Origin of the sequence: Azospira restricta (genome assembly GCF_016858125.1) — a bacterium.
GTDB classification, from domain to species: domain Bacteria; phylum Pseudomonadota; class Gammaproteobacteria; order Burkholderiales; family Rhodocyclaceae; genus Proximibacter; species Proximibacter restrictus.
Genome location: NZ_CP064781.1, coordinates 409,865 through 428,659, shown reverse-complemented (window position 1 = coordinate 428,659; position 18,795 = coordinate 409,865). Strand labels below are relative to the sequence as shown.

Sequence of the window (18,795 nt, the reverse complement as noted above, 5' to 3'; positions counted from 1 at the left end):
CTAACGATGGTGATGGTCCCGGTGGTCCTTGAGGTACTTCACGAGTGACGCCCCCGCGTCGAGCACGTGCGCCCGCGTGAGTTCTGCCGCTGCGTCGGGGTCCCGCCGGGCAAACGCGTCCAGGATGGCGCGATGTTCGGACTGGGTTTTCGGCATTTCGGTGGTCATCGCGAGCAAGGCCCGCACGTAGCGCTCGACCTTGTCGTACAGCGCGCGGATCTCGCCCATCAGGATCGGGCGGTCGGCGTCGGCGTACAGCGCCGAGTGGAACTGCCAATTCAGCTCGCCGAGGCGGCCGGCCTGCAGCGCGGCGCCGAACTCGTCGAGGCAGCGTGCGGCGCGCGCCAGGCTGTCGTCGCTGATGCGCGGCGCGGCCAGCTCGGCGGCGCGCGCCTCGAGCATCGCCCGGATGTCGACGTACTCGAGGATTTCCTCGGTGGACAGCGCGGCGACGACGGCACCGCGGTTGCGGAAGAAGTTGACCAGGCCTTCGGCCTCGAGGCGCTTCAGCGCCTCGCGCACCGGAATCTTGCTGACGTGGAAGCGCGCCGCGATGTCGTCCTGGCGCAGCACCTCGCCGGCCGGCAGCAGGCCGTCGACGATCGCGTCGCGCAGCGTCGTCGCGATCTGGTCGGAGGCGGACAGGCGCGCAAGGCGCGGAATGTCGAGCAGGTCGAGGGGGTCGCTCATGGCCGGGAGTATTTCGTAGATCGTATACGATATAAAGAGTGCGCAAGGATAGAAACGAATTTACGGATGTGCAAGCTGCGCTGCAGCATGCGGCAGCGCGCCCGGTTTCTGCGACAGTGGCTCGTTCGGTTTCCCCTGGCGCCGGCCCGGAACGCCGCGATCCGCGCGGTGGCGGCGTTCAGAGCCGGCCCCGGTGGGCTGAATAATCGGTTTTTTCGATCATAAGTTCAGAAATGCGCCTGTTTTTGTTGTTCGTTTACTGGCGTACCATGCGTCCACATCTCTCACCGAAGGAGGCTCGTATGAACAAGTTCCTCGCGCTGGCGGCCGCCGTGGTCGTCGGCTTCACGCTCAACGTCGGCGACGCCGAGGCCGCCAAGCGCCTCGGCGGCGGCGGCTCGACCGGCATGCAGCGGCAGGCGACGCCGCCGGCCAAGAACACCCAGGCGGCGCCGGCGCAGCAACAGCAGCAGGCGGCACCGACCCAGGCCGGCGCCACCGCCGCCGCCCCGGCCGCGCAGCCGAAGCGCTCGTGGCTCGGCCCGGTCGCCGGCCTCGCCGCCGGTCTCGGCCTCGCCGCACTGGCGTCGCATTTCGGCTTCGGCGAAGAGCTCGCCAGCTTCATGCTGATGGCGCTGCTGGCGCTCGTCGTCGTCGCCGTGATCGGCTTCATCATGCGCAAGAAGGCCGCTGCGCAGGCCCAGGGCGGCATGCAGTACGCCGCGGCCGGCGCCGGTGCCGGCGGCAGCGCGCCGCGTCCGGAGTTCACCCCGGCCGGCGGCGCCTCCACCGCGCCGATGGCCGCCGCAGCGGCTGGCGCCGTTGCCGGCGCCGCGGTCGCCGGCAACATCCCGGCGGACTTCGACGCCGAATCCTTCGCCCGCAACGCCAAGGTGAACTTCATCCGCCTGCAGGCGGCGAACGACGCCGCCAACCTCGACGACATCCGCGAATTCACGACGCCGGAAATGTTCGCCGAGATCAAGTTGGCGATCGACGAGCGCAAGGGCGCGCCGCAGCAGACCGACGTCGTCGAGCTGAACGCGCAGGTGATCGACGTCGCCGAGGAAGGCAACCGCTACGTCGTCAGCGTGCACTTCAGCGGCCTCATCCGCGAGGACAGCGCTGCCGCCGCCGAGAGCTTCTCGGAAATCTGGCACCTGACCAAGCCGGCCGACGGCAGCCGCGGCTGGACCGTCGCCGGCATCCAGCAGGTCCAGTAAGCGCTCCGGCGCGATGCGAAAAGCCGGCGAGGGCGACCCCGCCGGCTTTTTTTTCGTGCGTGCTTCCGGCGGCGCAGCGACGCTTGCCGCGCGACGGCGGGCCGCCGCGCTTCAGCCGGGCGTCGGCGGCCGCCGGCGGCGCCGCGACAACGCGCGCGACAGGGCTGCCGGGCTGGCGTAGCCGGAGGCCTGTGCGGCGCGCTTCAGACCGTGGCCGGCGACGACCGCCTGTTCGGCGACTGCGAGCCGCAGGCCGGCCAGATAGCGGCCCGGGGTCGCCCCCATCCGTTCCCGGAAGGCGGCCGCGAAGGCGGTGCGCGACATGCCCGCCGTTGCCGCCAGCGACTCCAGGTTCCAGCGTTGTGCGACATTCTCGTTCATCGCCACCACGGCGCGTGCGATACGCGGGTCGGCGAGTGCTGCGAGCAGCCCGGCGCCGCTCCCCGGGCGGGCGATGATGTGGCGCAGGAGGCTGATCAGCAGCATGTCGACGGCGTGGGTGAGCAGGTTGCGATGCCCGCAGCGCGGGCTGCGCAACTCGCTGCCGATCAGCGCCAGCAGATGCGTGGCATCGTCGGTGGCGCCGTTCAGCGGAAGCTCGACCGGGTCGCCGAAGGCGGCGTGAAAGGCGCCGCCGCTCGGCCCGTCGAAGCGGATGCGGGCCGACAGCAGCTCCGGTGTGCCCGCGGCAGCGACCACGGTGTGAGCAAGGTCGCTATGCAGGACCATGGCCGACGGCGACGCCAGGCGGCGTTCGCCGCCGGGCAGGCGGCACTTCGCCTCGCCGGACAGCAGCAGATGCAGGTAAAGATGGCTGCGCGGATCGCCAGCGGGCGTCAGCGGATGCACGAGCGGCCCGGCGTGAAGGATGGCGACGCTGGCCGAGAGGCCGTCGAGCAGCACCGAGAGCCGGTCGAGGCGCGGCGAGTTGCGATTCATTTGGACGAACTGCAATCAATCGAGGATCTATTGTTGCCGATCGTACCGCATAGTGGCGTCATTGCAACCCCAACAGCCAGGAGATCGAGATGCTGATTCCCCGCCAGAAAGTCCCGCCGCTCGCCGTCGATACCGTGTCCCACGGCCGCTTCGATCTGGCTGCCGAGGCGCCGCCGCACTTCACGTTGGTCGTCTTCTATCGCGGCCTGCATTGCCCGATCTGCGCCAAATACCTGAGCGAACTGGAGAGGCTGGTGCCGGAGTTCGAGAAGCGCGGCGTCAGCGTAGTCGCGCTGTCGTCCGACGGTGCCGAGCGCGGTGCGGCGATGGCGGAAAAGGTCAGGGCGAACGCGCTGCGCGTCGGCTACGGCGTCGACCTGGCAAGCGCGCGCGCCTGGGGACTGTACATTTCCGGCAGTCGCGGCAAGACCTCGATCGGCATCGACGAGCCGGCGCTCTTTTCCGAACCCGGGGTGTTTCTCGTCCGTCCCGACGGCACGCTCTACTACGGTGCCGTGCAGACGATGCCGTTCGCCCGTCCGAATTTTACCGACCTGCTCGCCGGCCTCGACTTCGCGATTGCCAACGACTACCCGGCGCGCGGCGAATACACCGGGCCGCTGTAATACGCAGCCGCGTCGTTCAGCCGAGGCGGCCGCGCAGGAAACCGAGGATGTCGTCGATCTCGCCGGAGATCGCCTTGGTGAACATGTCGAGGCGGACGATCGCGTTCGCCGTCGCGTCGGCCGAGCTGGCCTGGCGCAGCCGCCGGGCGAGATGGACGTTGACCGTGTGCAGCGCGTCGTAACGCTGGCGCAGTCCGGCCAGCGACCAGTCCGGCGTCTCGCCGTCGAGTTCGCGGAAGTGCTGCTTGAGAAACCAAGCCGAAACGGCGCGGAAGACGGTTTCCTCCTCGCCGGCGAAGGGCTGGTGGAACCAGGCCAGCGGCTTCAGAAAGGCGGTGTGCGGGCAGCCGCTGGTGGCGCCGATGAGGCCGATGATCGAGCTGGCGACGGCCTGCGCCGGCGCGTGCGTGCTGACGGTGCGTTCGCCGCTGGCCACTTCGACGTCGAGCGCTTCGTAGGAGAGCACCGAGCCGAGCACCTCGACCAGCGGATCGAGGCGTGCGGCGAGCGGGCACAGCGCCTCGGCGGCGTCGAGCGGGCAGTGCGGGCAGCGGTGGCAGGCGAGCGCGGTCCATGCGCGCGCCACTGGCGGCGGCTCGACGCAGCCGAGCGTGGTGCCGTCGAGGACGATCGGGATGACGCGCCGTGCGCCATCGGGGAAACGCAGGCGGTATTCGAAACGGCGCCGGGCGTCGGGCATGCTTTTGTCTCCTTTCGTTGCGCGCGCCGCCCGCTCAGGCACCCCAGGGGGCTTCTTCGCGATGTGCGCCGCACATCGCTCAGGCGAAGCGTTCGCGCAGGTCCTCGAGGCCGAAGGTGGCGAGCAGCTCGGCCAGCCGCTCGGCCGGCTTCCGCGTCGGCAGCTTCCTGTCGACGGCGACGATCAGCTCGTTCTTCAGCGAATGTTCCCAGCCAGTCAGTTCGGTCACCGTCACGTCGTAGCCGTGCGCCTGCAGCTGCAGGCAGCGCAGCACGTTGGTCAGGTGGCTGCCGAACTCGCGGGTATGGATCGGATGCCGCCACACCTCGCCGAGCGCGCCGGCCAGCGCCGTCGCCTTGTGCTTCCTGAGCGTCGCCGCGACTTCGGCCTGGCAGCACGGCACCAGCACGATGTAGCGGGCCTGCTTCGCCAGCGCGAAGCGGATCGCGTCGTCGGTGGCGGTGTTGCAGGCGTGCAGCGCGGTGACGACGTCGACGCGGGCCGGCAGTTCGGGCGAGACGATCGAGTCGGCGACCGACAGGTTGAGGAACTTCATGCCGGCAAAGCCGAGGCGGTCGGCCAGCGCGCGCGAGCGCGCGACCAGTTCGTCGCGCGTCTCTATGCCCCAGATGCACGAGCCGGGACCGCCGCGCTCCCGGAAGAACAGGTCGTAGAGGATGAAGCCGAGGTAGGACTTGCCGGCACCGTGGTCGACCAGGTGGATCTCCGGGTTCGCCTGCTGCGCTTCGAGCAGCAGCGGCTCGATGAAGTTGAACAGGTGGTAGACCTGCTTCAGCTTGCGGCGGCTGTCCTGGTTCATCTGCCCGTCGCGGGTCAGGATGTGCAGTTCCTTGAGCAGCTCGACCGACTGGCCGGGCCGCAGCTCGTAGGTTTTTGCGGGGTTCGCGTGCTTGCTCATGCGCGGCTTATACCGCAGCCGCCGGGTGCCGGCAACCTGCAGCGCGGCGCCTGCGGCGCCGCGTCAGCAACGCGCACCGGCGGGACAGGTGGCGACGGCGGTCGCCGCCGGCACCAGCGGCCGATTGTCGCCGGCCCACGCGCGGATGCCCGCCTTGACGTTGTAGACGGTCCGGTAGCCGGCCTGCTGCGACAGCAGCTGGCTGGCTGCCCGGGTACGGTTGCCGCTACGGCAGATGACGATCACCGGCTGCTCGGGGCCGGCGACGCCCTTCACCTTCGCCAGCCAGGCCGGCGCGTCGGCGCGGCCCTGCTCGTCGAAGAGCGTGATCAGCCGGCTGCCGGGGACGACGCCGGTCTCCTTCCACTCGCCCTCGGTGCGGATGTCGATCACCGGCACGCCGGCGGCCGACAGCCGCGCCAGCTCGGCGTTGTCGATGTCGATCACCTCGGCACGGGCGCCGAAGGCGAGCAGCGCGGCGCCGACGAGGACGATCCGGGAAAGTACAAAGGCATAGCGGGCGGTGATCTTCATGGCAGAATTCCGGGGAAGGCAGCAATTCATTCTAGAACTTCAGCGAGTCGACCGCATGCGCACCGACAACACCCTCTACGCCGTCCTCGGCGTCGCCGCCTCGGCCGCTGCCGACGACATCGACGCGGCCTACGTCGCCCGTGCCGCGGCGCTCGCCGGCGATGCCGACGCGCTGTCGCTGCTGCGCGTCGCCGGCGACACGCTGCGCGACCCGGCGCGGCGCGCAGCCTACGACCGCCAGCTGGCCGCCGCCGCGCCGCCGCCGCTCGTCGTCGACGAGCGCGCCGTGCGGCCGGCGCGTTCGCCGCTGCGCAACGGGTTGGTCCTGGTCGTCACCGCCGGCCTCACCGCCGCGCTGTTGTGGCCGAAGACGCCGGCGCCGGCCGCGGTCGCCGCCCGTCCCGCGCCGCCGCCGGCCGTGCCGGCAGTCGCGCCGGTGCCGTCGCCGACGGTGGCGCCGGAGCCGGCCCCGCCCGCCGAGCCGCCCGTCGCCGCGGCGCCGGCGGAACCCCAGGCCGCGTCCGCGCCGTCGCCGGCTGCCGCGCCGGCGGCGCTGGCCGTGCTGCCGGCGCGCGGCGCCAAGCAGCCCGGCTTCGACGCCCGCTACCTGGCGTGGACGGTGTTCCTGGTGCGCCAGCGCAACAAGACCGGCTCCGGCGTGCTGATCGCGCCCGACCGCATCCTCACCAACTGCCACGTGCTCGCCGGCGGCGCGACCAACGGCCTGATCGTCGAGCACAGCCTGACCGGGCGCAGCAGCAAGGTCGAGAAGTACGCGCGGCTGGACGGCGAGGACGCCTGCCTGCTGTTCGCGCCGGGCGCCGGCAGCGAGGCGATCGAATGGGGCAGCTCGGCGAACCTGCGTCCCGGCGACACCGTGCACGCGATGGGCCATCCCGGCGGCTCGACGGCGATGGCCTGGTCCGAGGGCAGCTTCCGGCTGCGCGCCGAGCGCGGCGGCGAGACCTTCCTGCTCTCCGACAACTACTGCCGTCCCGGCTCGTCCGGCGGGCCGCTGCTCGACGGCGAGGGGCGGCTGGTCGGCATCGTCACCGCCGTCCAGCGCTTCCAGGCGAAGGGCGGCGAAGCGCCGCAGTACGGCGCCTGCATCTCGGTGACCGAGGCCACGGCGCGCGCGCTCCTGGCAAAGCCGCTGTTCCCGATCGCGCTGGCGCCGGCGCAGTACCTCCCCGCCTACTGACGCGGCAGTCGCTGCAGCCGCCAGGTCGCCCACGGCCCGGCGAGCGCGACTGCGCCGAGCAGCGTCCATGCCCAGCCCCAGGCCGCCGGGCCGCCGCCGCCGGCGTCGAGCACGCGGCCGAACAGCCATGGTGCCAGTACGCCCATGCCGAAGCCGAGGATCGAGCGCAGCGCGTAGGCGGTGGCGAGGTGCGGCGCCGGCACCTGCTCGGTCAGGTTCGCCGAGTGGATCGCCGAGTCGCCGATCGCGGTCAGGTTGAAGACCACCGCCAGCGCCACCAGCAGCCCCAGCGGCAGCGCCATCGCCCAGCCGAAGACGAGCGCGCAGGCGATGCTGGCGAGCGACATGGCGAGGATCACCGGTGTCCGCCCCCAGCGGTCCGACCCGTGGCCGCCGAACAGGCTGCCGGCGGTGCTGACCAGGTGCGTCAGCGCCGCCAGCGCGGCGCCGGCGAGCACCAGCGTGCCGCCGTCGCCGGCGTGCAGGGCCGCCGCCGCGCTGAGGAAGGCCGGCAGCCAGGCCCACATGCCGAGCAGCTCCCAGGCGTGGAAGGTGTAGCCGAGGATCACGTAGCGCGCCGCCTTGTGCCGCCACAGCCAGGCGACCGACGCCAGCGACAGCAGCGGTCCGCGCGCGCCGGCGTCGCTCACCACGTTCGCCGTGCCGCGCAGCGTGGCGACCGCGAGCGCCTGCCCGAGCAGCGTGCCGGCGGCGGCGAGCAGGAAGCCGGCCGTGGCGCCGCCGCGTTCGGCGAGCAGCCCGGCGCCGACCAGCCCGACCGCGTAGCCGAGCGAGGCGGCGGCGATGTAGGCGCCCATCGCGCGGCCGCGCGCCGCCGGCGGAAAGCGTTCGGCGATCAGCGTCAGCCCGGGCACGTAGGAGCCGCCGGCGAACAGCCCGGCCAGCCCGTAGAGGATGAGCGCGCTGGCGTAGTCGACGGCGCCGAGCGCGAACACCAGCGCGCTGGCGCAGGCCGCCCAGCCCATGCCGAGGAAGGTGTTGCGCGCGCCGTAGCGGCCGGCGAGCAGGCTGGCCGCCACCAGCGACACGATGTAGCCGGCGTGCCAGGCCGACTGCACGGCCCCCGCCTGGCTCGCCGACATCCCCCAGGCCGGCTGCAGCAGCGGGATCAGTGCCGCGTAGGCGGTGTTGATCAGCGAGAAGCCGAGGCGGGAAAGGCACAGACGGAACAGCCAGCGGCCGTCGTCGGGGGCATGGGTGGGGTGCATCCGGATCAATCGTGAAGTGGCGACCTGCGGATCATCGCGCAGCGAAAATGCCCGCTCAAGCGAAAAATATGGCGCTAACGATTGAGTAAACTACAATCGAAAATCATGTCCGCACTGCCCCTCAACGCGCTCCGCGTCTTCGTCACCGCCGCCCGCCACGCCAGCTTCAAGGACGCCGCCGGCGAGCTCTGCGTCACCCCCGGCGCCGTCAGCCGGCAGGTGCAGGGGCTCGAGGCGCATCTCGGCGTGCCGCTGTTCGAGCGCCGCCACCGCGCGATCGAGCTGACGCAGCTCGGCCAGCTCTTCCTCGCCCAGGTGGCGCCGGCGCTGGCGGCGATCGAGCAGGCCGGCGAGCGTGTGCGCGGGCTGGCGCGCGGCAGCGTGCGCGTCGACGCGACGCCGACCTTCGCGCTGCACTGGCTGATCCCGCGGCTGGCCGAGTTCCGCGCCGAGCATCCGCAGATCGAGGTCCGCCTCGGCACCTCGCAGGGGCCGATCGTGAAGAGCGGCGCCGTCGACCTGCACATCCGCCGCGACCCGGCGCACTTCGCCGGGCTGGCCGGCGAGCCGTTCATGCGCGAGCACGCGGCGCTGGTCTGCAGTCCGCGCTTTCCCGGCCGCAGCGGCTGGCGGACGCCGGCCGACCTGCTCGCGGTGCCGCTGGTGCGCATGCGCTCGCGCCCCGACCTGTGGCCGAAGTGGTTCGCCGCCGCCGGCCTCGGCGAGGCGCCGGCAGCCGAGTTCATCGAGTTCGACAACACCATCCTCGCCATCCAGGCGGCGGTCGAGGGGCTCGGCGTCGCGCTGGTGCCGCGCCTGTTCGTCGATGGCCTGCTACTCGGCGGCGCGCTGGTCGAAGTGCCGCTCGCCGCGCCCTTCGCGAGCGGCGCCTACTACCTGATCGGCGAGGGCGAGCCGGGCGAGGCGGCGCGCGTCTTCGCCGGCTGGCTGCGGCGGCGTGCCGCCGACGCCTGAGCTTTCCCCGCCCGCGGAACGAGGACGATGTACGCACTGCTCGCCGACCTGGTCGTCGCCATCCACTTCGCCTTCATCGTCTTCGCCGTCGCCGGCGGTTTGCTCGTGCTGCGCTGGCCGTGGCTGGCCTGGGTGCATGTGCCGGCTGCGCTGTGGGGGGCGGCGGTGGTCGCCTGCGGCTGGGTCTGCCCGCTGACGCCGCTGGAGAACTGGTTGCGCGTCGCCGCCGGCGAGGCGGGCTATGCCGGCGGCTTCATCGAACGCTACCTGCTGCCGTTGATCTATCCGCCGGGACTGACGCGCGAGTTGCAGATGCTGCTCGGTCTCGCGCTGCTGCTGCTCAACGCCGCCATCTACCTGTGGCTGTGGCGCCGTCGCCGTTAGCCGGCCGGCGACGCCTCCGTTGCGGGGCCGCCTGGCGGGCGATGGCGGGCGATGGCGGGCGGAACGCGCCGGCGCGGCGACAACAGGCTGGCGTTGCCGATATTATTTCAATTATCATTGAAATATGGAATTGAACCTTGCCGTCGCCGCCCTCGGCGCGCTCGCCCACGACACCCGGTTGCGCGCCTTTCGCCTGCTCGTCCGTGCCGGTGAAGGCGGCCTGTCGGTCGGCCGCCTCGCCGAAGGGCTCGGCGTCGCCGCTGACGGCCGGCTGAGTTTCCATCTCAAGGAGCTGGTCGCCTCGGGCCTCGTCGTCGCCCGCCAGGAAGGCCGCTTCATTTATTACGCGACGCGCTACGACGCGATGAACGCGCTGCTGCGCTTCCTCACCGAGGACTGCTGCGGCGGCGCTGGCTGCGGCGAGGTCGTCGATGCTTGCCCGCCGGAGAAAAACCGATGACCCGACCGCTCAACGTGCTGGTGCTGTGCACCGGCAATTCCGCCCGCTCGATCCTCGGCGAGGCGCTGTTCAACCACCTCGGAAACCAGGAAACCCCGGGCCGCATCCGCGCCTTCTCGGCCGGCAGCCAGCCGTCCGGCGAGGTCAATCCGGTGGCGCTGGAAACGCTGGCGAAGCATGGCATCCCGCTGGCGGAAGCGCCGCGCAGCAAGTCCTGGGCCGAGTTTGCCGTCCCCGGCGCGCCGCAGATCGACCTGCTCGTCACCGTCTGCGCCAGCGCCGCCGGCGAGACCTGCCCGGTGTGGCCCGGCCACCCGGCGACGGCGCACTGGGGCCTCCCCGACCCGGCGCACGTCGAGCCGCTGGCCGCGCGGCGCGACGCATTCGAGACCGCCTACCGGCAGCTGCGCGCGCGCATCGAGGCCTTCCTCGCGCTGCCGCTGGAGACGATGTCGGCGGACGACATGAAGGCGGCGGCGCAGCAAATCCACGAGGCGGCGCCATGAGCGCGCAGTGCGCAGAGACGATCAGGGCCGCCGCCGGCGACGCGGGCACGGGCGCGATGAGCGTCTTCGAGCGCTTCCTCAGCGTCTGGGTGTTCCTCTGCATCGTCGCCGGCATCGCGCTCGGCCAATGGCTGCCCGGCGCCTTCCAGGCCGTCGGGCGCATGCAGGTGGCGCAGGTGAACCTGCCGGTCGGCCTGCTCATCTGGGTGATGATCATCCCGATGCTGGTCAAGGTCGATTTCGGTGCGCTGCACGAGGTGCGCCAGCACGTGCGCGGCATCGGCGTCACGCTGTTCGTGAACTGGCTGGTGAAGCCGTTCTCGATGGCCTTCCTCGCCTGGCTGTTCGTGCGCCAGCTGTTCGCGCCCTGGCTGCCGGCCGAACAACTCGACAGCTACGTCGCCGGCCTGATCCTGCTCGCCGCGGCGCCGTGCACGGCGATGGTCTTCGTCTGGAGCCGGCTGTCCAACGGCGACCCGCTGTTCACGCTGTCGCAGGTGGCGGTCAACGACACGATCATGGTCTTCGCCTTCGCGCCGCTGGTCGCCTTCCTGCTCGGGCTGTCGGCCATCGTCGTGCCGTGGGAAACGCTGCTCGTTTCCGTCGGGCTCTACATCGTGATTCCGGTGCTCCTCGCGCAATGGTGGCGCAGGTCGCTGCTGCAGAAGGGGCAGGCGCATTTCGACGCGGCGATGGAAAGAATCGGCCCGTGGTCGATCGCGGCGCTCTTGGCGACGCTGGTGCTGCTCTTCGCCTTCCAGGGCGAGGCGATCCTGAAGCAGCCGCTGGTCATCGCGCTGTTGGCGGTGCCGATCCTGATCCAGGTCTTTTGCAACTCGGCGCTTGCCTACTGGCTCAACCGCGCGCTCGGCGAGAAGCACAGCATCGCCTGCCCGTCGGCGCTGATCGGCGCCTCCAACTTCTTCGAGCTGGCGGTGGCGGCGGCGATCTCGTTGTTCGGCTTCGAATCGGGCGCGGCGCTCGCCACCGTTGTCGGCGTGCTGATCGAGGTGCCGGTGATGCTGCTCGTCGTCAAGGTCGTCAACGCCAGCAAGGGCTGGTACGAAAGCAGCAATCGCCCCACCTGAGTCGGCTTCAGGTCGCCGCCATGTAGATCAGCGCGAGCAGGATCGCGGCACCGCCGACGGCCCACGCGACGAGGAAGACCGGCCAGCGGAACATGTTGAAACGACTGTCGCGCAGCCGGCGGTGCGTGTCGTGCTCAGGGTCGGCGTGCGTGCGGCGTTCGTCGCGCGCGACGTCGTCGGCGTCATGCAGTGCGTTCATGGCTTTCCTCCTTGCGTCGTGCTTCCCTTCGCCGCCTTTGACAATCGGTGCGCTCCCTCTTCGTTTCGGGGATGTCCTGCTTTCAATCTAGATCACGGCGAGCTTGCTTCAAGGCGTGTGCGCCACCGTCCGCGGCAAACGCCGGGGCGCTAGCGCTTGATGCTCGGCAGCGCGCCCTGGGTCGGGTCGCGGCAGTCGGGGCAGCGGTCGAGGTGCAAAGCCGGCAAGCCGGCCTGTGCCAACGCCTTGGCCATGATCCGGACCTCCTTTTCGCGGGCAAAGGGCTTTGCGCAGACGCTGCAGTGGCGCCAGACGCCATGGTGGGTATCGTGCCGCCGCTGTTGCCGCTTGCTGCGCGGGTCGGCGTCACCGGCGTCGGACAACGGCTGCAGCGACGCCAGCGTGTAGGCGAGCAGATGGCGATACAGCGTGTCGCCAGCGCCGCTCGCGTCGAGGGCGGCAACGATCTTCGGCAGCGCCGGCAGCAGGAAGGTGTTGGCGTAGCTGCGCAGCGCTTCTTCTTCGCCGAGGCTGGCGAGATAGGCCATGAATTCGAGCTGGAGGGCGAGGTGGTCGGCCATGTCCTTGAAGTCGTCGCGCTGGCGCACGCCGTAACGTGCGCGCCACAGGTCCATCGCGTCGAGCGCCGGGCCGTTGGTGACGCCGTCGAGGTAGATGCCGATGTTCAGCCGGGCCGGGGTCGGCGGCATCAGGAAGAGTCCGCTGTAGAGCACCAGCAGATCCTGCGCGTCGCTGGTCGCGGCGGCCGCCGCGCGGATGCCGGCGAGGCTGTCGTCGGCAGTGAAGCCGGCCTCGGCGGCGAGATCGGCGAGATCGTCGGCGAGGACCTCGCACACCGCTGCGGCAGTAAGCGGGTCGAGCGGCGGACGGAAGGCCCGCGCCAGGGTCAGCCACAGCTCGGTGCGCACCGCGGCCGGGTCATGTTCGTGCAGGGTCAGGTCGTTCATCGCTTCGTCCAAAAAAGAAGGGGCCGGCGGAACGGGCAGACTGCCGGCCCCCCATCTCCTCGTCAGGAGTTCGTTCAGCCCGCCGCGCGGACCGCGCCGGAGGGCTCGGCGGCCTTGCCGGACGGCGTCGACGACAGGTCGAACACTTTCTCGCCGTAGGCGTAGCAGGCCAGCGCCATCGCCACGCCGAGCACCGTCAGCGCCCATTCGATGGCCGAGGGCGTGTAGGCGATCAGGCTGTTCGTCCAGTTGCCCTTGAACATCGGCACCAGCTGGCCGCCGATCACGAACTCGTAGCGGTTGATGAACATCGCGCCGAGCACGAGGAAGGCGGCGACGAGCTGCGAGGTCTTGTTCAGCCCGGAATTCGGCGACAGCATCATGAAGAAGGGCAGCACCAGCCCGACCCAGATCTCGACGTGGAACAGCGGGTCGCGGAGCAGCATGTTGAAGCCTTCGAGCCCGTCCATGTTGCTCCACAAGCCGGTCCAGAAGCGGGTGACGATCATCACCAGCGTGATCCCGATCAGCGCCGCAAAGACCTTGGTGAACTGGTTGCTCGACGCCAGCGTTTTCAGTTCCGCCGGCATCTGCTTGCGATCGAAGTCGTAGGCCATGTAGGTGGTGACGATGATCGCTGCGGCGCCGGAGAGCGCTGCCGTGAGGATGAAGTAGATCGACGCGAACGAGCCGTACCACATCGGGCGCATCGCCATCGAGCCGAAGACCAGCCCGAGCATGCCCGAGGCGAGGATCGCGGCGACGAAACCGGCGTTGCCGACCTGGTGCGACAGCGGGCTGTCCCAGTCGCCCTTCAGCATCAGCCAGAACTTGATGATCAGCAGCACCAGGTCGATCGCGTAGAACACGCCCATCCAGAACATCGGGCTCATCACCTGCATGCCGGTGGGGATCGTCCACAGCATGCGGAAGGGGTGGCCGAGCTCGAGCGCCAGCACCGAGAAGCCGGCGACCAGCGTGATGATGCCGAGGAAGATGCAGCGCTTGGCGATCGGGTAGAACTGCTTGAAGCCGAACACCGTCGCCAGCGAGGCGATCATCGTCAGCCCGGACGAGGTCAGCGCGAAGAAGACGTAGGTCGAGATCGCCATGCCCCAGTTCACGCCATCGCTGGACGTGTTGAACGAGGCGTGGCCGACGGCGACCAGCTGGTACAGCACGAACGCGAAGCTGGCGGCGAGCACGGCCATCGAGCCGAGGAACCAGCGGCCGGCGGCGGAGGGGTCCTTGGCCAGGGCCACGCTGGCAGCGAGCAGTTCGCCCAGGGTTTGCGGTTCAGTCTTGTTTCTCATGATCGTCTCCTATGTCCTCAGGCTTTCTTCGGCGGCAGCGAACGGTTGGCCGGCACGGCGCCACCCTCGCCGGTCAGGTAATAGACCTGCGGCTTGTTGCCGAGCTGGTCGAGCAGGCGGACGCCGTTCTTGTTGCCGATGGCCTTCGCGATCTCGGAGTTCGGATTCGACAGGTCGCCGAACATCCGCGCGCCGGGCGGGCAGGTGACCACGCAGGCCGGCGTGAACTCGCGCAGCGCCGGGTTCTGCGGATCGAGGTCGGCGGTGCCCTTCGGCGCCTTCGCAACGCGGTGGTAGCAGAAGGTGCATTTCGACACCACGTCGGAGGGCTGCACGCCGACGCCGTGCTTCCAGTCTTCGGCCGGCCCCTTCCACGGCGGACTCCACGAGTGCCCGTCGTCCGCGGCGAAGACGCGCTTCGCGTCGGGGCCGCCGTAGGCCGGCTTCTCCTCGGTGTAGAAGCGCACGCCGTAGGGGCAGGCGATCATGCAGTACTTGCAGCCGATGCAGCGCTCCCAGTCGACCAGCACCTGGCCGTCCTCGGCCTTGTAGGTCGCGCGCGTCGGGCAGACGGCGACGCAGGACGGGTTCTCGCAGTGCATGCACGGCCGCGGGAACCACTTCATCTGCGCGCTCGGGTGCTCGCCTTCGTTGTAGAAGATGACGTCCTGCCAGTGCTCGCCCGGCAGGCGGCTGTTCTCCATGCTGCAGGCCGTGGTGCAGGCTTGGCAGCCGGTGCATTTCTCGAGGTCGATGACCATTCCCCACTTTGCCATGATGGATTCCCTCCTTAGGCTTTTTCGATCGAGCACATGCCGCTGTAGTAGCAGGCAAGGCCGGAGATGGGATCGGAGACGTTCTCGATCACCTCGTTGACGCTGTTCTTCTGCGTGCGCACCGCGGCCTTCGCCCACCGTCCCTGCGCCCAGTGGCCGGCGTAGTAGGGCAGGTAGACGGTGTCCGGGCGGACCCCGGCGTAGAGGCGGGCGGGCGCTTCGACCGAGCCGGTCTTGCTCTTGATGCGCACCACGTCGCCGTCCTTGATGCCTTTCTTGGCCGCGGTGTCGGGATGGATCTCGACGAACACGTCGCGCTTGCCGCCCTGCGTCGGCTGCGCCATCGCGATCGCGTGCGGCAGGTTGCTCGACCGGCCCTCGGCGGCGATCGGCAGCTTGGCGCTGATGAAGTGCAGGTCGCCGGTGCCGGTGTATTTCGGCGGCACCCACTGCGGGAAGCCGACCTTCTCGATCGGCACGCCGAGCTTCTCGTTGATGTAGCCGGCGTACTTCTCCTGCTCCATGTAGCCGGCCTTGAACTCGAACTTGCCGGTCGGCGTCTTGAGGATCTTTTCCTTCACCTTGGCGGCGTCCATCGGGATCGAGTGCGACTTCGTCTCCTTGTCCCACTCGTAGAACTCGCCGCCGCGCTGGCGGTAGGCGACCGGCTTCTTGTACCAGACCCCCTTCGCCTTGAACGACTCGAAGTCGTTGACGCCGTTGTCGCCCGGCTTCTCGGCGAAGCCGGCGGCCATCGCCTTGACGATGTTCTCGGTGTTGCCGACCTGCTTGTAGTACTCGCCCATCGGCCCCTTGATGCGCTTGCCGATCTCGATCAGCACGTCGCCATAGAACTTGGTGTCATAGACCGGCTTCACCGCCGGCGTGCGGATCATCCCGATCGGGTAGCCCTGGAACGAGTAGGTGTCCGCCACCTGCAGGCGTTCGAGGTAGGTGTGGTCGGGCAGGATGAGGTCGGCGAACATCGCGTTCTCCGACGGGTAGGGCGAGGTCTCGATGACGAACAGGTCCTGCAGCGCCTTCTCCCAGGTGTTGCATTCGGGCGACGAGAAGATCGGCGCGGTCAGGTAGAACATGATGGTGTCGAGCTTGTACGGGTCGCCCTTCATGTGGTACTCGCCGATGCGCTGGATCTGCGCGCTCGCCATCTTGTACTTCTTGCCGACGCCGTCGATCTTCGGCTGCTTGCGGTCGTCCGACTTGGCGTAGTCGTCCATGAAATCGTCCGACTTGATGTCGAGCTTGCCCCACGGCGTCTTGCCGGTCTGGTGGAAGATGCCGCCCTCGGCCCACAGGCTGCCGATCAGCGCGTTCAGCGCGTGGATCGCCATGCCGTTGTAGACGCCGTTGGTGTGCGCCGTCGGGCCGCGCTCGAAGAGCGCGATCGACGGCTTCACCGTCGCCAGCTCGCGGGCGACGGCGACGATGTCCTTCGCCGGCACGGTGGTGATCTTCTCCGCCCATTCCGGCGTGCGGTCCTTCAATTCGGCGTTCCACCATTCGATCAGACCGTGCGTCCACTTCGCCTCGAACAAGGCCGGGTCGATCTCCTTGCCGGCTTCGAACTTGTGCGGCGGCAGGCGCGGCTCGGCCGGGTCCTTCGGTTGCACGGCCGGCTTGAAGTCGCCGACGAACTTCCGGTCCCACAGGCCTTCGCTGAGGATCACGTGCGCCATCGCCAGCGCCATCGCGCCGTCGGTGCCCGGCTTGATCAGGATCAGTCGGTCGGCGGCGGCGCCGGTGGTCGACATGTGCACGTCGACCACCGTGATCTTCGTCTTCGGCGCCTTCGTGCGCAGGTGCCCCCACACCTGCATGTTGTAGTTGTACGGGCGGAACGCCTCCAGGAAGGAAGCGCCGAAGATCATCAGGTTGTTGCAGTTGGCGTAGTCGTAGGCGCTGTAGTCGTAGGTGCCCTCGAGGTAGAGCTTGGCCTTCTTCGAGCCGTCGGCGCAGGTCGAGGAGTGGCCGAGACCGATGTTCGGCGAGCCGTAGAGCTTGCCGAAGGTGCCGTGCAGGCCGGCGTCGACGGCGCCCCAGCCGCGCCCGTAGAGCAGCGCGAAGCGGTGCGATTCGCCCTTGTCGCGCAGCGCGTTGAGGCGGTCGGCGACGGTCTTGAGCGCCTCGTCCCAGGAAATCGGGACGAACTTCGGATCCTCATTGCGCCCCTTCTTCGGGTTGGTGCGCTTCATCGGTCCCTTGAAGCGGTCGGGGTCGTAGAGCAGGTAGGTGCCGAGGTGTCCCTTCGGGCACAGCTTGCCGTTGGAGAGCGGGTTGTCGAGCGTGCCGTAGATCGCATGCACGCGGCCGTTGGTGGTATAGACGTCGATGCCGCAACGGGCCGGACACTGGTGGCAGAAACTCTTGGTGATGACCGTCTCGCCGCCCTTCTCGGCGGCGGGTTGGGCATGCACCTTGTCGATCGTCGTGAAGCCGGGCAGCGCGCCGGTGCCGACGCCGACGGCGGTAGCCGCTCCGGCCGCACTGGTCGCCTGCAGGAAACGCCGACGCGTGACGGTCGGATTAAGCGGGTTGCTCATGATGGACTCCTCCTGACGGTGGTGCTGCTGACACTTCTCGGTCTGCAATACGTGTGCCACTGCCGAACAGGGCACTGCCGAGCCGTCGTGCGCGTGCGCACGCCGGACATTCGGTTCGTTCCGGTGTAGCCGGGAAAGGATTGCGGCAGCGCGCGCACGGCCGTTCGCCGAAGGCCGTGAGCACCTGCGGCGTGCGCGGCGGCGGCGCGTGCGTCGCCGCCGAAATGCGGATCGCCTGTTGCGGGCAGCGTTTGGCGCAGAGGCCGCAGTTCGTGCAGGCGTCGGCGTCGAAGCGGAGGCCGCTGACGCCATCGTGCGCGTAGAGAGAAAGCGCGCCGGTCGGGCAGAGCCGGGCGCAGAGCTGGTCGTGCGCGCAGGCGCTGCCGACTTCGATCCGGACGAACGGTGTCGCCGGCATCGCGCTGCCGGCGGCTGCGGCAAGGCGGCCGCTGGTGTCGAGCAGTCGCTCGCGCTCGGGCAGGGTGGGCGGCAGCCGATGCAGCATGCGCGGTGCGCCGCCAGGACTCGGCGACGGTTCGCAGAAAGCACTCTTCGCTTCCGCGCCGAGGTGCCGGAAGAACGCTCGGCGCGCCGGCGATGGCGGCTGTTCGCTGGGAATCGTCGTCGGCATCAGGCCCGGGGGCAGGGGTGCGTACTGCACCTGCGGCCGGCGCTCGGCCGGCCAGCCGAGCTCGCTCAGGATCGCGTCGGCGACGGCCAGTGCCGGCAGCGCCGGATGTTCCCGGCTGGCCGTTCCGGCCGCTGCGCATTGTGCGCACCAGCCCCGATCGACGATCGTCACGCGGCGCCGGCCGGCGGCTTCCGCCAGCCCGAGCCAGCGCGCCGGCGACAGGCCGCCGAGGCAGGGGACGCGCAGCGCGTGCGGGCCGGACAGGGCGGCCGGCACTTTCCAGCACTCGACGCCGACGACGTTACCGTCCGGTAACCGCATGTCGGCGGCAAAGCCTTTGACTTCGAGTGCGCCGCTCGGGCAGGCGGCGGCACAGCGTCCGCAGCCGCTGCAATCGGCACGCACCGAGATGCCGTCGGCGGACAGGTCGATGCAGCCGCCTGGACAGCTGTCCCGGCAGCTCGTGCAAGCGTCCGTTCCGCTGCGCAGCGCCAGACAGGCGCCGTGCAGCAGGCGCACGCGCCCGTCGGCTGCGATCGGCAGGAAGTCGGTCGCTGGCGACGGGGTGGCATGGGTTGCATGCATGGCGGCGGCTCCGATCAGGCCTGCCTGCATCTTGCGAGCGAATGATTTTGAAAATATTTGATGCGAATCAATTCCCGAAAGTGGGGATGTGTGCTTGTGCGCTGCGCCATCCGCTAACTCGCCATCCGGGGACGAGCCATTCCCTGCCGGCTTGGGGGCGAAAATCGATGCGTACGTACTGGAGCTTGGGGTGACGATGGTGTCGCCGCGGCGCGTCCACGCGACGTAACTTTCCTGGGCAACCAGCAAGGGTTGCACGACGACGGGCGCCGCTGTCTTGAAAAGATT

General features: G+C 69.6%; 20 protein-coding genes. 8 read left to right on the top strand and 12 right to left on the bottom strand.

Annotation, left to right across the window (positions count from 1 at the left end):
* Positions 1-690, bottom strand: a complete 690-nt coding sequence (locus tag IWH25_RS02065) for a GntR family transcriptional regulator (RefSeq protein WP_203387705.1) — start codon at positions 688-690, stop codon at positions 1-3.
* A gap of 302 nt (positions 691-992) precedes the next feature.
* On the opposite strand from IWH25_RS02065, the gene IWH25_RS02060 reads away from it, so the two are divergent.
* The gene (locus tag IWH25_RS02060; protein ID WP_203387704.1) at positions 993-1,913 is read left to right on the top strand and encodes a Tim44 domain-containing protein; all 921 of its coding nucleotides are present in this window, start codon (positions 993-995) and stop codon (positions 1,911-1,913) included.
* Positions 1,914-2,024: 111 nt separating this feature from the next.
* On the opposite strand, the gene IWH25_RS02055 is transcribed toward IWH25_RS02060, so the two are convergent.
* Positions 2,025-2,852, bottom strand: a complete 828-nt coding sequence (locus IWH25_RS02055) for an AraC family transcriptional regulator (RefSeq protein WP_203387703.1) — start codon at positions 2,850-2,852, stop codon at positions 2,025-2,027.
* A gap of 89 nt (positions 2,853-2,941) precedes the next feature.
* Between IWH25_RS02055 and IWH25_RS02050 the strand changes: the two genes are divergently transcribed.
* Positions 2,942-3,478, top strand: a complete 537-nt coding sequence (locus tag IWH25_RS02050; protein WP_203387702.1) for a peroxiredoxin-like family protein — start codon at positions 2,942-2,944, stop codon at positions 3,476-3,478.
* A gap of 16 nt (positions 3,479-3,494) precedes the next feature.
* Here the strand turns inward: IWH25_RS02050 and IWH25_RS02045 are convergent, their stop codons facing one another.
* The 3 genes from IWH25_RS02045 to IWH25_RS02035 form a co-directional block, all read right to left on the bottom strand.
* Complete coding sequence (locus IWH25_RS02045; protein WP_203387701.1) at positions 3,495-4,178, bottom strand: DUF6901 family protein; 684 nt, start codon at positions 4,176-4,178, stop codon at positions 3,495-3,497.
* 79 nt (positions 4,179-4,257) lie between these two features.
* Positions 4,258-5,097, bottom strand: coding sequence for a class I SAM-dependent methyltransferase (locus IWH25_RS02040; protein WP_203387700.1), 840 nt, complete (start codon positions 5,095-5,097; stop codon positions 4,258-4,260).
* Positions 5,098-5,160: 63 nt separating this feature from the next.
* The gene (locus tag IWH25_RS02035; RefSeq protein WP_203387699.1) at positions 5,161-5,631 is read right to left on the bottom strand and encodes a rhodanese-like domain-containing protein; all 471 of its coding nucleotides are present in this window, start codon (positions 5,629-5,631) and stop codon (positions 5,161-5,163) included.
* Positions 5,632-5,686: 55 nt separating this feature from the next.
* Here IWH25_RS02035 and IWH25_RS02030 point away from each other — a divergent pair, with 55 nt between their 5' ends.
* Positions 5,687-6,832, top strand: coding sequence for a S1 family peptidase (locus tag IWH25_RS02030; RefSeq protein ID WP_203387698.1), 1,146 nt, complete (start codon positions 5,687-5,689; stop codon positions 6,830-6,832).
* On the opposite strand, the gene IWH25_RS02025 is transcribed toward IWH25_RS02030, so the two are convergent.
* Positions 6,826-8,061, bottom strand: a complete 1,236-nt coding sequence (locus IWH25_RS02025) for an MFS transporter (RefSeq protein ID WP_203387697.1) — start codon at positions 8,059-8,061, stop codon at positions 6,826-6,828. The two genes, IWH25_RS02030 and IWH25_RS02025, sit on opposite strands and share 7 nt — an antisense overlap.
* Positions 8,062-8,166: 105 nt before the next feature.
* Between IWH25_RS02025 and IWH25_RS02020 the strand changes: the two genes are divergently transcribed.
* From IWH25_RS02020 to arsB, 5 genes are all read left to right on the top strand, one after another.
* Entirely contained in the window at positions 8,167-9,036 is an 870-nt protein-coding gene (locus tag IWH25_RS02020) for a LysR substrate-binding domain-containing protein (RefSeq protein WP_203387696.1), read from the top strand.
* A gap of 27 nt (positions 9,037-9,063) precedes the next feature.
* Positions 9,064-9,420 carry a DUF2784 domain-containing protein gene (locus IWH25_RS02015; RefSeq protein WP_203387695.1) on the top strand — a complete coding sequence of 119 codons (357 nt, stop codon included), beginning with the start codon at positions 9,064-9,066 and terminating at the stop codon, positions 9,418-9,420.
* A gap of 124 nt (positions 9,421-9,544) precedes the next feature.
* Entirely contained in the window at positions 9,545-9,880 is a 336-nt protein-coding gene (locus IWH25_RS02010) for an ArsR/SmtB family transcription factor (protein WP_203387694.1), read from the top strand.
* Complete coding sequence (locus IWH25_RS02005; RefSeq protein ID WP_203387693.1) at positions 9,877-10,386, top strand: arsenate reductase ArsC; 510 nt, start codon at positions 9,877-9,879, stop codon at positions 10,384-10,386. The genes IWH25_RS02010 and IWH25_RS02005 overlap by 4 nt, the downstream gene beginning before the upstream one ends.
* Entirely contained in the window at positions 10,383-11,474 is a 1,092-nt protein-coding gene (gene arsB, locus IWH25_RS02000) for an ACR3 family arsenite efflux transporter (RefSeq protein WP_203387692.1), read from the top strand. Before IWH25_RS02005 ends, arsB begins: the two co-directional genes overlap by 4 nt.
* A 7-nt stretch (positions 11,475-11,481) precedes the next feature.
* On the opposite strand, the gene IWH25_RS01995 is transcribed toward arsB, so the two are convergent.
* From IWH25_RS01995 to IWH25_RS01970, 6 genes are all read right to left on the bottom strand, one after another.
* Entirely contained in the window at positions 11,482-11,673 is a 192-nt protein-coding gene (locus tag IWH25_RS01995; protein WP_203387691.1) for a hypothetical protein, read from the bottom strand.
* A 149-nt stretch (positions 11,674-11,822) separates the two neighbouring features.
* On the bottom strand, positions 11,823-12,641 hold the full coding sequence (locus tag IWH25_RS01990) for a molecular chaperone TorD family protein (protein WP_203387690.1): 819 nt from the start codon (positions 12,639-12,641) through the stop codon (positions 11,823-11,825).
* A gap of 74 nt (positions 12,642-12,715) precedes the next feature.
* On the bottom strand, positions 12,716-13,954 hold the full coding sequence (nrfD, locus tag IWH25_RS01985; RefSeq protein ID WP_203387689.1) for an NrfD/PsrC family molybdoenzyme membrane anchor subunit: 1,239 nt from the start codon (positions 13,952-13,954) through the stop codon (positions 12,716-12,718).
* A 17-nt stretch (positions 13,955-13,971) separates the two neighbouring features.
* Positions 13,972-14,730 carry a 4Fe-4S dicluster domain-containing protein gene (locus IWH25_RS01980; protein WP_203387688.1) on the bottom strand — a complete coding sequence of 253 codons (759 nt, stop codon included), beginning with the start codon at positions 14,728-14,730 and terminating at the stop codon, positions 13,972-13,974.
* Between the two features lie 14 nt (positions 14,731-14,744).
* Entirely contained in the window at positions 14,745-17,291 is a 2,547-nt protein-coding gene (locus IWH25_RS01975) for a molybdopterin-dependent oxidoreductase (RefSeq protein ID WP_203387687.1), read from the bottom strand.
* Positions 17,275-18,765 carry a 4Fe-4S binding protein gene (locus tag IWH25_RS01970; protein WP_203387686.1) on the bottom strand — a complete coding sequence of 497 codons (1,491 nt, stop codon included), beginning with the start codon at positions 18,763-18,765 and terminating at the stop codon, positions 17,275-17,277. The genes IWH25_RS01975 and IWH25_RS01970 overlap by 17 nt, the downstream gene beginning before the upstream one ends.
* Positions 18,766-18,795: the final 30 nt, after the last annotated feature.

Excerpts from the sequence above, each read along its gene's own strand:
- IWH25_RS02065 (WP_203387705.1), bottom strand. The coding sequence starts at position 690 with ATGAGCGACCCCCTCGACCTGCTCGACATTCCGCGCCTTGCGCGCCTG.
- IWH25_RS02060 (WP_203387704.1), top strand. The coding sequence starts at position 993 with ATGAACAAGTTCCTCGCGCTGGCGGCCGCCGTGGTCGTCGGCTTCACG.
- IWH25_RS02055 (WP_203387703.1), bottom strand. The coding sequence starts at position 2,852 with ATGAATCGCAACTCGCCGCGCCTCGACCGGCTCTCGGTGCTGCTCGAC.
- IWH25_RS02050 (WP_203387702.1), top strand. The coding sequence starts at position 2,942 with ATGCTGATTCCCCGCCAGAAAGTCCCGCCGCTCGCCGTCGATACCGTG.
- IWH25_RS02045 (WP_203387701.1), bottom strand. The coding sequence starts at position 4,178 with ATGCCCGACGCCCGGCGCCGTTTCGAATACCGCCTGCGTTTCCCCGAT.
- IWH25_RS02040 (WP_203387700.1), bottom strand. The coding sequence starts at position 5,097 with ATGAGCAAGCACGCGAACCCCGCAAAAACCTACGAGCTGCGGCCCGGC.
- IWH25_RS02035 (WP_203387699.1), bottom strand. The coding sequence starts at position 5,631 with ATGAAGATCACCGCCCGCTATGCCTTTGTACTTTCCCGGATCGTCCTC.
- IWH25_RS02030 (WP_203387698.1), top strand. The coding sequence starts at position 5,687 with ATGCGCACCGACAACACCCTCTACGCCGTCCTCGGCGTCGCCGCCTCG.
- IWH25_RS02025 (WP_203387697.1), bottom strand. The coding sequence starts at position 8,061 with ATGCACCCCACCCATGCCCCCGACGACGGCCGCTGGCTGTTCCGTCTG.
- IWH25_RS02020 (WP_203387696.1), top strand. The coding sequence starts at position 8,167 with ATGTCCGCACTGCCCCTCAACGCGCTCCGCGTCTTCGTCACCGCCGCC.
- IWH25_RS02015 (WP_203387695.1), top strand. The coding sequence starts at position 9,064 with ATGTACGCACTGCTCGCCGACCTGGTCGTCGCCATCCACTTCGCCTTC.
- IWH25_RS02010 (WP_203387694.1), top strand. The coding sequence starts at position 9,545 with ATGGAATTGAACCTTGCCGTCGCCGCCCTCGGCGCGCTCGCCCACGAC.
- IWH25_RS02005 (WP_203387693.1), top strand. The coding sequence starts at position 9,877 with ATGACCCGACCGCTCAACGTGCTGGTGCTGTGCACCGGCAATTCCGCC.
- arsB (WP_203387692.1), top strand. The coding sequence starts at position 10,383 with ATGAGCGCGCAGTGCGCAGAGACGATCAGGGCCGCCGCCGGCGACGCG.
- IWH25_RS01995 (WP_203387691.1), bottom strand. The coding sequence starts at position 11,673 with ATGAACGCACTGCATGACGCCGACGACGTCGCGCGCGACGAACGCCGC.
- IWH25_RS01990 (WP_203387690.1), bottom strand. The coding sequence starts at position 12,641 with ATGAACGACCTGACCCTGCACGAACATGACCCGGCCGCGGTGCGCACC.
- nrfD (WP_203387689.1), bottom strand. The coding sequence starts at position 13,954 with ATGAGAAACAAGACTGAACCGCAAACCCTGGGCGAACTGCTCGCTGCC.
- IWH25_RS01980 (WP_203387688.1), bottom strand. The coding sequence starts at position 14,730 with ATGGCAAAGTGGGGAATGGTCATCGACCTCGAGAAATGCACCGGCTGC.
- IWH25_RS01975 (WP_203387687.1), bottom strand. The coding sequence starts at position 17,291 with ATGAGCAACCCGCTTAATCCGACCGTCACGCGTCGGCGTTTCCTGCAG.